12 protein-coding genes and 1 tRNA gene are annotated in these 13,540 nt (G+C 57.4%); 5 read left to right on the plus strand and 8 right to left on the minus strand.

Annotated elements, in window-relative coordinates; all coding sequences use genetic code 11:
- Nucleotides 1-7 precede the first annotated feature (7 nt).
- From ACTG2W_RS03785 to ACTG2W_RS03800, 4 genes are read right to left on the minus strand one after another with little or no spacing between them, the layout of a single operon-like run.
- Nucleotides 8-676 (minus strand): tyrosine-protein kinase family protein, encoded by a 669-nt coding sequence (locus tag ACTG2W_RS03785; RefSeq protein WP_005360129.1) that lies wholly within the window; start codon nt 674-676, stop codon nt 8-10.
- A gap of 1 nt (nt 677) precedes the next feature.
- Complete coding sequence (locus ACTG2W_RS03790) at nt 678-2,783, minus strand: SLBB domain-containing protein (protein WP_005351417.1); 2,106 nt, start codon at nt 2,781-2,783, stop codon at nt 678-680.
- Between the two features lie 18 nt (nt 2,784-2,801).
- A complete protein-coding gene (locus tag ACTG2W_RS03795; RefSeq protein WP_005351415.1) occupies nt 2,802-3,218 on the minus strand; it encodes a hypothetical protein in 417 nt (138 codons plus the stop codon).
- A complete protein-coding gene (locus tag ACTG2W_RS03800; RefSeq protein ID WP_005333409.1) occupies nt 3,215-3,565 on the minus strand; it encodes an STAS domain-containing protein in 351 nt (116 codons plus the stop codon). The genes ACTG2W_RS03795 and ACTG2W_RS03800 overlap by 4 nt, the downstream gene beginning before the upstream one ends.
- Nucleotides 3,566-3,903: 338 nt before the next feature.
- Here ACTG2W_RS03800 and ACTG2W_RS03805 point away from each other — a divergent pair, with 338 nt between their 5' ends.
- On the plus strand, nt 3,904-4,395 hold the full coding sequence (locus ACTG2W_RS03805) for a molybdopterin-dependent oxidoreductase (RefSeq protein WP_005351410.1): 492 nt from the start codon (nt 3,904-3,906) through the stop codon (nt 4,393-4,395).
- Nucleotides 4,396-4,403: 8 nt separating this feature from the next.
- Nucleotides 4,404-6,230 (plus strand): ATP-binding protein, encoded by a 1,827-nt coding sequence (locus ACTG2W_RS03810; protein WP_342393901.1) that lies wholly within the window; start codon nt 4,404-4,406, stop codon nt 6,228-6,230.
- Nucleotides 6,231-6,443: 213 nt separating this feature from the next.
- On the opposite strand, the gene ACTG2W_RS03815 is transcribed toward ACTG2W_RS03810, so the two are convergent.
- On the minus strand, nt 6,444-7,328 hold the full coding sequence (locus ACTG2W_RS03815; RefSeq protein WP_128836640.1) for a LysR family transcriptional regulator: 885 nt from the start codon (nt 7,326-7,328) through the stop codon (nt 6,444-6,446).
- Between the two features lie 209 nt (nt 7,329-7,537).
- Here ACTG2W_RS03815 and ACTG2W_RS03820 point away from each other — a divergent pair, with 209 nt between their 5' ends.
- The 3 genes from ACTG2W_RS03820 (at nt 7,538) to ACTG2W_RS03830 (ending at nt 10,427) form a co-directional block, all read left to right on the plus strand.
- Entirely contained in the window at nt 7,538-8,674 is a 1,137-nt protein-coding gene (locus ACTG2W_RS03820; RefSeq protein WP_106842926.1) for an alpha/beta hydrolase, read from the plus strand.
- A gap of 82 nt (nt 8,675-8,756) precedes the next feature.
- Complete coding sequence (locus tag ACTG2W_RS03825; protein WP_440016052.1) at nt 8,757-9,206, plus strand: cyclophilin-like fold protein; 450 nt, start codon at nt 8,757-8,759, stop codon at nt 9,204-9,206.
- 96 nt (nt 9,207-9,302) lie between these two features.
- Nucleotides 9,303-10,427 carry an MFS transporter gene (locus ACTG2W_RS03830; protein WP_235656984.1) on the plus strand — a complete coding sequence of 375 codons (1,125 nt, stop codon included), beginning with the start codon at nt 9,303-9,305 and terminating at the stop codon, nt 10,425-10,427.
- A 13-nt stretch (nt 10,428-10,440) separates the two neighbouring features.
- Here the strand turns inward: ACTG2W_RS03830 and ACTG2W_RS03835 are convergent, their stop codons facing one another.
- From ACTG2W_RS03835 to dauA, 3 genes are all read right to left on the minus strand, one after another.
- Entirely contained in the window at nt 10,441-10,842 is a 402-nt protein-coding gene (locus ACTG2W_RS03835) for a hypothetical protein (protein ID WP_235656985.1), read from the minus strand.
- 420 nt (nt 10,843-11,262) lie between these two features.
- Nucleotides 11,263-11,350: transfer RNA gene (locus ACTG2W_RS03840), tRNA-Ser, on the minus strand.
- Nucleotides 11,351-11,533: 183 nt separating this feature from the next.
- The gene (dauA, locus tag ACTG2W_RS03845; RefSeq protein ID WP_139739904.1) at nt 11,534-13,270 is read right to left on the minus strand and encodes a C4-dicarboxylic acid transporter DauA; all 1,737 of its coding nucleotides are present in this window, start codon (nt 13,268-13,270) and stop codon (nt 11,534-11,536) included.
- Between the last annotated feature and the right edge of the window lie 270 nt (nt 13,271-13,540).

Raw genomic sequence — 13,540 nt, forward strand, 5'->3', positions numbered from 1 at the left:
CGGGCGATCAGATCCGGAAATTGAGCAAGGCGCTGCGCCGGCACCAGCGCTTGAGCCATTCGGTCACCCGGTTGCTGGGCAGCCGGTTGAGCTCGCGCAGGATCTCGCTGGCCAGCCCCGGGTTGAGTTTGTCGTTATAGACTGCGCCAATCAGATTGGCCTCGGCACGGGTCAGTTTATCCACCGCACTTTGTACCACGGTCGTCGGCGTCACTCCCGCCAGCACCACCAGCAGTGCCCCTTCACAGGCCCCACACACCTGATCGGCCGGAATATTGCCCCGATTGAGGGCAGTGAGCGGTGAGGTATCGAAGATCACCACATCGTAATGCTCCAGCCAGCGAACCAGCAGCTGACGCAAGGTATCCTTGTTGCGAAAAGCCATCAGATCCTTGCCCGGCGCCGGGAGCAGGGACAAGGAGCGGCCAGTGGCCACCGGCTCGGGCACATCATTGGGCCCCCAGGCAACCGCCGTGGCGCGGCCGGGGTGATAGAGATTGAGATCCACCAGCAGAGTGCGCAGCCCATCCGCCTCCGAGCGCCTTGCCAGCGCATCGCAGATGGAGCTCACCCCCTCTCCCCCTTCTGACGAGGTGACCGCCAGCGAGCGGATCCCCCGAGCGACCGTCGCCGCATAGAGGGATTCGAGCTCCAGATATTGAATGGGGATGCTCATATCAAAGCGTCCCGACCAGGGCCACCACCGAGATCGTGGTCAGAATGTCGCGCATGCCATCCATAAAGATGGCCCAGTTGCTGCTTTTGCTGTCAGGGATAAAAACGGTGTCCCCTGCGCGCAGCACCGGTAACTGGCTAAAGTCGGGCTCTTTGGCAAAGCCGTCGAGATCGAAGCTGCGGGCCTGATCCCCCTGACCACTGGTGGCCATGTTGATCACCACAATCTTCTTGATATAGGCGCTGCTGGTCGGGCCCCCTGCCTCGGCCAGCAGATCCAGCAGGGTCATGGAGGAGTCAAAACGGTAGCGACCGGGACGGGCGATCGCCCCCAGCACTCGAATGGTGTTCTCCTTCGGTTCATCGAGCCAGGGGCGATTCTTCTCCGGCAGGTAGATGGAGTCGCCGGGCAGCACCTTGGGCAGCAAGGTTTCATCGCCAGTTTCAAAGTAGAGAGCAAGGTCGAGCTTGCTGACCCGCGCCGTGCTGCCACTGCGATGGGCGATACGCACATTGCGCAGATCCGCCGCCGCAGTCGGGCCATCGGCGGCCGACAGGATGTCGATAAAGCCCATCTGCTCATTGAAGGCATAGCGACCGGGGGCCCCGACCTGACCGAAGATATAGATGGAACTGTCCGGTGACTGGCGCACCCACTGGGACTTGTTATCACTGGGATCGGTGGGCAGCTCGGGGATCATGATGGTGAATCCGGCCCGGATCTTTGGCAGGCTGGCGAGCGCCCCCCCCTGATGGAGAAACTTGTCGAGATCAAACAGGGTCGGCGTGGCCTGCCCCCCTTCGGCGGTCAGGATCTGCACCTTGGCGATATCGGCCCGCTCGTTGGGGCCACCGGCGTGGGCGATCAGATCCAGCAGCGACATTTCGTCAGACCATTCATAGCGGCCCGGGATCCGCACCGCCCCCATCACCATCACCGCCCGCCCGGGAGCCACCTTCAACCAGGACTTCTCGTTGATATCGGTCTTTTCCGGCACAAAAATGGCATCACCGGGTTTGACTTGGGGCAGCGCCTTTTGCATCCCTTCGGTATAGGCCTGCAAGTCGATGGGTTCGATCGTGCCATCGGTGCGCAGCAAACGGATCTGGCGACTCTCGGCATAGCGGGTCGGGCCGCCGGCATTGGCCAGAATATCGAGGAAGGAGTCCCCTTCCCGCCCCTCATAGGCGCCGGGTTTAAACACCTCACCCATGATGTAGATGGTGCGCGCTCCCCGTTTTATCTGCTCTTCATCCTTGGGCACGAAGATGGTGGCACCCGGCGCCAGATTGGGCAGCAGCTTGTTGTTGCCGGAGTCAAGATAGGCTTTGAGATCGAACAGTTCGGGGGCATCACCATTGATCACCCGGATCCGCTCCACCCCGGCAAAACGGGTCACCCCACCGGCTCGCATCAGCAGATCCACGATGGAGTTGCCACTCTTGAAACTGAAGGCGCCGGGGCTGTTGACCTCGCCAAACACCTTGATCGCCTTGCCGGTATCGCCATCCCCGCCTGCCGCCAGGGTTGCCGCATCAAAATCAATCTGCACGTTGCCGATCAAAGGGGATGCTGGCACGAACACCACATCAAGGGATTGCAATGGCGGCAACACGCTGGCATCGCCGGTATCGAGATAACGCTTGTAGTCGAAGCTAGAGACTGTGCTGCCACGCCGCACCTGCATATTGTTGAGCTGGGCACCGGGCACCAGACCGCCAGCGGCATCGAGGGCCATCTGCACGTTGCCATCGGGCGCCAGATCATAACTGCCGGGTTTTTTGACATAGCCCATCACGCTGATCAGCAGCCGCTTCTCCAGCAAGGTGACGGTCAATTGAGAGAGGTTGTTGTAAACAGGTTTGAGGGCGGTGCGGATCAGCTCATCCGCCTGTTGCAGGGTCTTCCCCCCCACCACTAGGTTGCCGACTTCAGGCAGTGCAATCTCCCCCTGCTTGTTGATCTGGAAAGGCTGATCAAAAGCAGGCTCACCGGGTTGCACGATGGCCAACCGATCACCGGGAGCCAACAAGGTGGAGGCCAGTAACGGGCAGGTGAACAACAGCAAGAGAACACAGATCAATCCTTCGAGAGCGCCCCGTTTCATAGACATCCTTTTCGTCTGTTACGTCTGCCCCCATTGGCGTAAGGGGAGCCCTGACCAATCAGCACGACAGCCATCCGCTGTTGTCTGTTGCAGCCGCAAACGTACTTGTTGTAGTGATTGTGCCAACACGGTCTGACGCCAGGCTACATCCGACCAGAGCCGTCCGTGCATATCCCGTTCGATATCAATACGTTGAGATTGTAGTCGTTTCAACTCGGCAGGCATACACCCCTGCAGACTCGCTTGCTTTAATTCCGTCAGCTGCAAGTCGAGTTCCTTCTGACGCTCATCATAACGAGACCAGACCCGCCGTTCATCCTCATTGACCGGAATACGGGTGGGTCTTGCCTCGGCCATGCCGCCATATCCCTCCGGCGGCCACTGCGCGCAACCCGACAGCAGAATGGACGATAGCAGGATACCAAAGCGTTTCATGATGCAGCGGCCATCATGCCACGGGAACGCATATAGGCCTTGATGCTCTCATGGCAGGGGATCACCCGGTCAATATGCAGCATCTCCAGCAGGTCATGGGGTTGACCGGGTCCACAGACAAGGGCCATCTGATGCCCGTTCATAATCAATCTTTTATAGAGAAATACCAAGGCTCCGATCCCCGACGAGTCGATAAAATGAACATCGCTGATATCGGCCAGGATATCTCCCGGATGGGTCGAGAGGGTTTCAAACAACGGGCGGAGCTCACTGACGGCCATCGCGTCAAACTCGTTTTCCAGTACCACTACCTGGATATCATTAAGGGTGTAAGTCATGCTTTCCATCGCTAGCTCCTTGTCGATTCTCAGACTATTTGCTGTCACGGCATTCAGCACGTTGCAAATGTTATGCCGGGCAGTGCCACGGCACTTGTTCTCCAAATGATACTCTTTGCGCCTTATTCACCGACACCCCCTCCTCGTTTTGATTGCCAAATTGCAATTAACCTCCACCGCACGTTGCAAACTGCAATTCACCTTCGCCGAGATCGCTAGATAAGAGGCTAAATGGCTGATAATTCAAGCCCATTAGACCGGGCCCGATTATTGCTTGCCTTTGCACACAGCTCACAAGCCACCGTTGGCCCGGCACCCATGCCGCCATTTTCCAGGAAGGAGAGATCATGAAAGCAGGCCTTTACATCGCACCACTGTTGGCAGCCCTTTGCGGCACCGCATACGCAGCCCCCTCCCCTGACAGCGCCGTGTTGAAGGTTGAAGGCGCCATCAGCAGCCCCACTCATCAGGCTCTGGCCCTGTGGGACAGCGCCATGCTGGATCAACTGCCGGTACACGAAATCAAAACCCATACCCCCTGGTATGACGAAGCCAAGACCTTTCGCGGCCCGCTGCTGCAAGATGTATTGGCCAAGGTCGGGGCAACCGGCAAACAGCTCACCATTACCGCGCTCAATGACTACTCGGTACAGGTGCCGACAAGCGATGCCGAGCAGTATCGGGTCATCCTCGCCCGCACGATCAATGGCAAGCCACTGTCGGTGCGCGACAAAGGGCCGCTGTTCCTTGTCTATCCGTTTGATCAATATCCCGAACTGCAAAACAAGCTCTATTACGGTCGGGCTATCTGGCAGATCAGCGCGATAAAAGTGGAGTAGATCCCATCATGCGTTCCATGGCGGCCAGTCAACGTTTCTTGTTTGTGGTGCTTTGTGTGCTGCTCCTAGCCTTTGCCGGTATTGGTACCATTCAATACCGGCAATTTCAGGATCTGCAGCGCAGTACCAGTCAGGGCGAAGACAACGTGATGTGGAACTATTTCCAGCTCTATAACGAAGCGCTGCGTTTTCAAAGCTCGCTGCTCCATGAGTCGCAACCGACCTTCCAGCTCAGATACGATATTCTGGTCAGCCGCATGGATCTGGTGCTGGAGAGCAAGGATCGCAGCCTGCTTCAGCAAACAGAGATCTACCAGCAGGCAAGCAAAGCCATTCGATCCTACATCTCTCTGGCGGATATCTGGCTCGGCCCGGAAGCCACCAAGTCGCTCGACAATCTTGCCCATCAGGAGCTGCGCCAACAGCTCGCCTCCCTGCTCCCCCTGCTCCATCAGCTGACCCTGGAAGTGAACCAGCAGGCGACCCTGTTTGATGTGGCGCGTCGCGACAGCGTGAGGGAGCAGATCATCACGACGACACTCATCGCGACCCTGCAATTTGCGCTGCTCTTTGTGCTCGCCCTGCTGATCTGGCGGCAAATGAATATCTCGTTTCTGCAACACAAACTGATGCAGCAGCTCAATGACAAACTGCTGCGGGCAAATCAGGCGGCAGAGGCAGGCACAAGAGCCAAAAGCAGCTTTTTGGCCAACATGAGCCATGAAATTCGCACCCCCATGAATGGCATTCTCGGCATGCTCTCACTGCTGGCCGACCGGGATATGGACCCGAGGGAGCGAGACTATCTGGAGACGGCGCGCGAATCGGCAAACCATCTGCTCGGTCTGCTTAACGACATTCTGGATGTATCCAAGCTGGAAGAGGGCAAGATCGAGCTGCAACTGGCCCCCCATCACTTGCCCCAGCTGCTGGAGGATATCCGGGCCCTGATGCAGAGCAACTGCGATGCAAAAGGGATCAAACTGACCCAGACTGTTGCCCCCGATACGCCGGAGTGGTTGATGATCGACCCGCTGAGGGTGCGCCAGATCCTCTTCAACCTGGTGAGCAATGCCATCAAGTTCACCCATCAGGGGGAAGTAAAGATCCATGTTGATAGCACCCTGTTGGAGCAGGATCGCCACTCGATACGCATCTCGATCCAGGACACCGGGATCGGCATGAGCAAAAGTCAGCTAAAGAACCTGTTTCAACGTTTCGCCCAGGCGGATGTCTCGATCACCCGCCAATATGGCGGATCGGGCCTGGGACTTGAAATATCCCGTAACCTCGCACGCCTGATGGGCGGCGATATTTCGGTAGAGAGCAGCGAGGGACATGGCAGTACTTTTACCTACATCTGGCCCGCCAGAGCCACGATCCCCTCGATTGTTTGCCTGCCGTCCAAGCCGCTGGATCAGGAGAGCTATCGCATCTTGCTGGTTGATGACAATGCCACCAACCGCAAGGTGATCGGCGCCATGCTCGACTCCGTGGGCCATCAGGTCACACTGGCCGTTCAGGGAGAAGAGGCGCTGGAGAAACTGGGTCACACCGAATTTGATCTGGTGTTGATGGATGTCCAGATGCCAGTGATGGATGGCCTGGTGGCCACCACCCGGATCCGCACCTCCCAGATGCCTTGGGCAGATATCCCCATCATCGCCCTGACGGCGGATGCGATGCCGGAATCCAAGCAATACTATCTCTCCCATGGCATGAATGGATATATCACCAAGCCCATCAATAAAGAGACGCTGCTAAGCGAGATAAACAGACATATTTCCCATGGTCGGCTCAAATACAACGCAGCCATGCGTGTCACCAAACAATAAAACCTTGGATTCCGGGCTATTGATTGCTGATGTGGGGCAACATTGACCTCTGCAGGCAACTGAATGGGCTTGGGTCTGGAACGCACGCAGGCAAGCCGCTTCGCAACAACTGCACGGGCCGTCAGCTTGTCTCGGGTATGCAGGGATTTTTTGATCTGTACAGATCTAGTAATCCCCTCCCTACAACGTCCAGACCAGAGTGAAGGACTATATTTATGTTTTTAATGCATCAATAACCACTCTTAATGCGGGTGAAACATTGCGGTGGGGATAATAGAGGTACAGACCAGCCAAACGGTGACTATAGGGTTTCAATACCTGGATTAAGATGCCGCGCTCAAGTTCATCGCTCACCAATTCCTCTGGCACATAGGCCAGTCCCAGCCCCATTTTGGCAGCAGCCGCCTCCATATAACTGTCAGAGAAGACCCACTGCCCCTGTGGTCGATGCTTAATCGCCTTCCCCTCTTGCCACAGTTCCCATTGATAGAGGCTGCCATCGGCAAACTGGTAAGCGATACAGGGATGTCCCGCCAGATCGGCAGGTGCCTGGGGAAATCCGTATTGAAGAAAATGATCTGGTGTGGCTACCATCACCATCTCCAGATCGGGCGTAATGCGCACGGCCACCATCCCCTCATCCACCTCGTCACCCAGCCGCACACCAGCATCAAAGCGCTCATCGATGATGTTCACGAAGCGGCCTTCACTGATGAGTTCCAGTCGAATATCGGGATAACGCTGCCTGAAGATGGTCAGCTTGGGAAGCAGCACCTTGTCGATGGCATGTTGGCTGGCGTTGATCCGTACCGTGCCTGAAGGGGTATCACGATAGTGGGCGAGCGTGGCCAGACCCGCATCAAGGGACTGAAAACAGCCCTGCGTCGTGCGGTACAACTGCTCACCCGCTTGGGTTAAGGAGAGGCTGCGGGTGGTGCGCATCAGAAGCTGCACCCCGAGCCGGGCCTCGAGATCCCGAATCGTTCGGCTGACCCCGGACTGGGCAAGCCCCAACCTAGCTGCGGCCTTGGTAAAACTCCCTTCCCGAGCGACCAGCATAAAGACGTGGAGATCGTTGTAATTCTCGCGGTCTGTCATTTTGTTCACCCCCTATGTTCCTGTCCGCCACGACCTGAGTCAGGTGCGCGTCAGACGTCTTAATTTAGAACAAGTAAGCATTAATGTTATCAAAAAACCGCCTCTAATCATCACTATTCGTTCTAACTAGACTGTGTGTCGTGGTTCACAAAACCAGCCCTCCACCACCAGGACCACGCATCAGAAATCCGATTTCGAGGAACTTTGCCATGAATGTTCTCCCCAAGAAACTGACAGCTATCGCGTCTACCCTGCTGCTGGGCGCCGCATTAACCGGAGTCTCTACATTGAGTCATGCCCAAACAACCAACCCCACTGAACCTGTCTCCATGGTCACCCAATGGGACAAGACCTTCACCCAAAGCGACAAGGTCGATCATCGCAAGGTCACCTTCAAGAACCGTTACGGCATCACTCTCGTGGCTGACCTCTATCTGCCGAAAAACCGGGGAGACGCCAAGCTGGCGGCCATTGCTCTGAGCGGCCCATTTGGTGCCGTAAAAGAGCAGTCGAGCGGCCTCTATGCCCAGACCCTGGCTGAGCGCGGCTTTGTCACGCTGGCGTTTGACCCCTCTTACACCGGTGAGAGTGGCGGCCAGCCGCGTGATGTGGCCTCGCCAGACATCAACACCGAAGATTTCAGCGCCGCCGTCGATTTTCTCGGCCTGCAAAAAGAGGTCGACCGCAACCGTATCGGTCTACTGGGGATTTGCGGCTGGGGTGGCATGGCCCTCAATGCCGCCGCTGGCGACACCCGCATCAAGGCGGTGGCAACCAGCGTGATGTATGACATGAGCCGGGCCATGGGGCATGGGGTGGGCGATGGCAAGGATCGATATTCCACCGCCGATCGCCGCGCCGTGCTGGCATACCTGAATGAACAACGCTGGAAAGACGCGGAAAGTGGCACCTATGCCCATAGCAATCACGACCTCTATGTCGATGACAAGGGAAATGTCACCGCTGCCGCCCGCACCCTGCCAGAGGTTCTGCCGGAAAACCCGCACCCGGTACTCAAGGAGTTCTTCGATTACTACCGTGTACCGCGTGGTTTCCATGCCCGTTCTGTCAACTCCAACGGGGCCTGGACCACTACCATGCCGCTGTCATTCATGAATATGCCGCTGCTGAACTATGCAAGCGAAATATCCATTCCCACCCTGATCGTGACCGGTGAGCAGGCTCACTCTCGTTACTTTGCCGAAGATGCCTTCAAGGCCGTTGGCAGCAAGCAAAAAGAGCTGGTCGTTGTGCCTAGCGCCAATCATGTCGACCTGTATGACAACCAGGCTGGCAAGATCCCGTTCGCCAAGTTCGAGCAGTTCTTCAAGACCAACATGAAGTAAGCGTCGAAAACGCGGCGGCCTCTTCGCCGCGTTTTCTCACTGGTTTCGACGCCACCATTCACGTCACATAGGGAGAAGCTCAATGATCAGAGGAGTGTTTGTTGGCGCGATGGCTCTGTTGCTGGGGGTGACCAGCACAGCAACCGCTACAAGTGCTAAGGCTCAGAACAAGGCAGAGAGTATGAACATCAAGATGACGATAGCCAGCCAGATCATCACGGCCACCCTGGAAGATAGTCACAGCGCCCGGGACTTTTTTGCCATGCTCCCCCTGACTCTGGCCCTCAAGGATTACGCCGACACCGAGAAGATTGCTTATCTGCCCCGCAAATTGACCACGCAGGGCGCCCCAAAGGGCATTGACCCGAACATGGGGGATCTAACCTATTACGCCCCATGGGGCAATCTGGCGATCTTCTATCGGGACTTTGGCTATTCAACCGGACTGATTAAGTTGGGGCGCATTGAGTCGTGTCTCTCCCACCTGACCACAACCTCGGCCACCAACATCACGATCGAAGCTATCGAATAAGCCCATATTTCACTTTCAGGTCATGCCATGAACGCAACATCGTTATCATCACATACACCCGCTGTCGTCAACGAACACTGGTCTGCGGTTGCCGCCATGTCCCTGTGTGTGGCACTGCTAATTGCCGCCGAGTTTATGCCGGTCAGCCTGCTGACGCCGATCGCCACCGCTCTTGGTGCCAGCAATGGCATGGCCGGTCTTGCTATTGCCATCTCCGGCCTGTTTGCCGTCCCGACCAGTTTGCTGATCGCCCCCCTGTCTCACAGGCTGGACCGACGTCATGTGCTCTTGGGGCTAGCCGTTGTGATGCTGACCTCTTTAATCGTGATTGCCCTTAGCCCCAACTTTACCGTGCTGATGGTGGCACGCGCTCTGCTCGGGATCGTCATCGGCGGGTTCTGGGCATTGGCAACGGCCACCATCATGCGTTTGGTCGGCAGCCAATCCTTCCCCAAAGCATTGGGCATCTTGTATACCGGCAATGCGGTCGCGACCGCCTTTGCGGCGCCCATTGGGAGTTACCTTGGAGGGTTGATCGGCTGGCGGGGGGTGTTCTGGCTGCTGGTGCCACTAGTAGTGATCAATCTGCTGTGGATGGCACTTTGCCTGCCTTCTATGCGTTCCCAAGCGCGCCCGCAAAGCACATTTCGCCTGATGCAAAGGCCCAATGTCGTTATTGCCATCATGGGAGTGACCCTGACCTTTGCCGGCGCCTTCAGTGCCTTTACCTATTTTCGCCCCTTCCTTGAGACGCGTACCCTGGTCGACCTGCCACAACTCTCGGCGCTGCTGCTGGCGTTGGGGCTGGCCGGTTTTGCAGGTACCACGGCGGTGAGCTTGCTGCTGCACCGTCATCTCTACCGGATGTTGCGCTGGTTGCCACTGGCGCTCGGCGTCATCACCTTGGCTCTGCTGACGGTGGCGCATCACTTCTGGGGGGTGGCCCTGATGCTGACCCTCTGGGGCGCCCTTAACTCCGCCATTCCGGTCGCCTGGTCAGCCTGGATCACCCAGGGCATCTCAGATTCACCCGAGAGCGGTGGAGGCCTGATGGTGGCAGCTATTCAGCTGGCGATCACGTTGGGGGCTGCCGTGGGGGGGTGGTTACTGGATTCCCTCTCTATCAGTGCCACCTTTATGGGCAGTGCCCTGTTACTCACCGCCGCCTCCATGGTGGTCGGCAATGGCAGCCGACTAAGGCCCATCACGCTTGACCAGTAAGTTGACCCATCCGTTAGCAAATCCATTCGCCATCGCACAGTGCAATTTCACCCAGCGCCTTGATGAAGCAGCCGATGTAGTTCTTCTGGTTGCTGAGTTCTTTCGGTGCCCAGGAGAGGGCCTTCTCTTTCAGATAGCGGTCACTCAAGACCGACAACAGCGGAGCAAGCGGTTTGGCCGCCGGAACAGCAGGCTTGATATTCGGCTGAGGTTGAGGGTTCTCTGGCTCGCTTGTGGGTTGCACAACTGGCTTGGGTCTGGAATGCACACAGGCAAGCAGCTTCGCAACAGCTGCACGGGCCGTCAGCTTGTCTCGGGTATGCAGGGATTTTTTGATCTCTTTACGACGACCAGAGGGGAGCGTGGTGACTTTCCGGTAATACCAGATGCCGTGGGGACTGAGCCAGAGATTCATCGATGAGCTCCTCGTCGTCCACACAAAGTGGATGACCAAGGGCTTTAGAAAGCTAACTGTTCACTAGGTGTTTGAGGAGGGATGAACCCCGCTGCTTTGAAAGCGTCTAGATCGGCACGGATCCAGCGATAGAAACTGCGAGGGGCGGTATCAGCAGGGGTAGCCGCGATAAGTGCACGAGTACGAGCTGCCACAGCCTGGTTTCGGTCTACGGAGAGCTGACGATTTTTGGTACAAAGGGAAGTACGGATAGCGAAGGGCAAGCCACGGTCACGTAGTGACTTAGGCAGCGGGAGACGAGTGTAGTAGGTGCCGGAGGCATTTTTACTCAGATACATGATTGTTCCACCCAGTTGATCCAGGAAAAAATCACGTAAGTCTGGAAATGAAAAAACCCGTTGAAATTCAACGGGTTATATTTGGCGGTGAGGGAGGGATTCGAACCCTCGATACGTTGCCGTATACACACTTTCCAGGCGTGCTCCTTCAGCCACTCGGACACCTCACCAAATTTTTGCTCACTGCTTTATGTGCTTGAGCTGCACATTCGCTGGCGGACCATGCCGCGGCGACGGGGCGTAATGTAAGGGATACGATGGCTTTTGGTCAATGCAATTTTTTACTTTTTGCGTTAGTTTGCTCAATATCCGAACCAAGTGACCAAAAATATGCCGTTTCGTATCCCTTTCAATCAATTTACTGCCGCTTCGTGCAAATGTTCACCTTTGAGCGCTTCTTCCAGCGAGCCGTAAAATTCCAGCTTGCCGGGCTGCGGCCGCACCTTGGCACGGGCCAGGGTCTTGAGCGGTTGGAACTGCAACTCGGCCACCCGCAACTCGACACCGGCTTTAGCCATCTGCTTGCCAAAGTGGAGGAAGGCAGACAGGCCGCCCGCATCGAGGATGGAAACCGCCTCCATCTGCAACACCAGCACCTTGTGCCCTTTCACTTGTGATTCCAGCTCGGCAAAGACCCGTTCGGCCGCTGCGAAGAAGAGCGGGCCGTTGATCTTGTAGAGCAGGCCATTGTTCGGCACCTCATGGGCATAGCGCTTGTGCTCGGCCAAATCGTGCAGTTTGGTCATCTTGGCGATTTCGCGCATAAAGAGCAGGGATGCTAGGATCACCCCGAAGGTGATGGCGATGACCATGTCGAAGATAACGGTGAGCGACAGGCAGACCAGCAGCACCAGCACATCGGATTTGGGCGCGCGGCGGATCAGCTCCACCACCTTGTGCGCTTCACTCATGTTCCAGGCCACGATGAGCAACAAGGCAGCCATGGCCGAGAGCGGCAACCAGGAGAGCCAGGGGGCCAGCACCAGAATGGCGGCCAGCACCACCAGCGCATGGACGATCCCCGAGACGGGGGACGTAGCGCCGGCACGCACGTTAGCGGCAGAGCGAGCGATGGCGGCGGTAGCGGTAATGCCGCCAAAGAAGGGGGCGAAGATGTTGCCAAGCCCCTGCCCCACCAGCTCGGCGTTGGAGCTGTGTTTGCGACCGGTCATCCCATCGAGCACGACAGCGCAGAGCAGCGACTCGATCGCCCCCAGCATTGCCATGGAGAAGGCGGCAGGCAGCAGCCGCTCAACAGCCGCCAGGTTCCATTCAACTGGCAAGCCATCCGGTCCGGGCAAGGCCCAGGGCATCACCAGGGTCGGTGCGATGGGCGGGATCCCCATCCCCTGGGTGCCATCGGCCAGGGTATAGCTGAACTTGCTGCCGATGGTGGCCACATCCACCCCAAAGTAATGGAGGCCAAAACCCAGACCTACCCCGACCAGCACCGCGGGCAAGTGGCCGGGCACCGGCAGACGCAGGCGCGGCCAGAGCAGCAGCACAGCCAGCGTTGCGACCCCCACCAGGGTATCGCCCCACTGCCAGCTTGGCAGGGCGGCGGCCAGCGCCTCGACCTTGCCCAGATAGGTTTCCGGCATCTCGGGCACGCTCAGGCCAAAGAAGTCCTTGATCTGCAAGGTGGCAATCACGATGGCGATACCACCGGTAAAGCCCAGCGTCACTGACGGGGGAATGTACTCGATAAGGCGGCCAAGACGGGCCATCCCCATCGCCACCAGAAAGAGGCCGGAGATGAGCGTCGCCATCAACAGACCACCAACCCCGAACTGCTGGGCGACCGGGTAGAGGATCACTACAAAGGCAGCGGTCGGGCCGGAGATGGAGTAACGGGAGCCACCGGTCACGGCGATCACGATACCGGCGATGATGGCGGTATAGAGACCGTGTTGCGGCGGTACACCGCTGGCGATGGCCAGCGCCATGGCGAGCGGGATGGCGATGATGCCCACCGTCACACCGGCGATAAGATCACGGCCGAAGCGGGCCATGCTGTAGGGTTCATCAATACAGGACTGGCGTAAGGCTATGGCGAGCTTCACGCTATTTAAAGAGGCTTGCTTGTGCATGTATATCGTAATACCAGAAGAGGGAGATAAAGGCCGGAGAGATCCGGCGCCCGATCATCATCAAGGGCCGGCAGGGCTGTCGACGCGGCGATGGTATCCTGCGTAACCTTACTCCAGACCGGCCATTTTTTCGATGGGCAGGATCAATGAAACGCGCGCTCACCCATTATTTGGCCTATTTGCCGCCAAATCGCCGATCTTGACTCCAGCTATCCCCCTTTTAGCCACAAAGATTACCATTTGAGACTCATCGGGTTGCCAGCACGTTCG

Origin of the sequence: Aeromonas sp. 96A (assembly GCF_051919165.1) — a bacterium.
GTDB lineage: Bacteria > Pseudomonadota > Gammaproteobacteria > Enterobacterales > Aeromonadaceae > Aeromonas > Aeromonas veronii.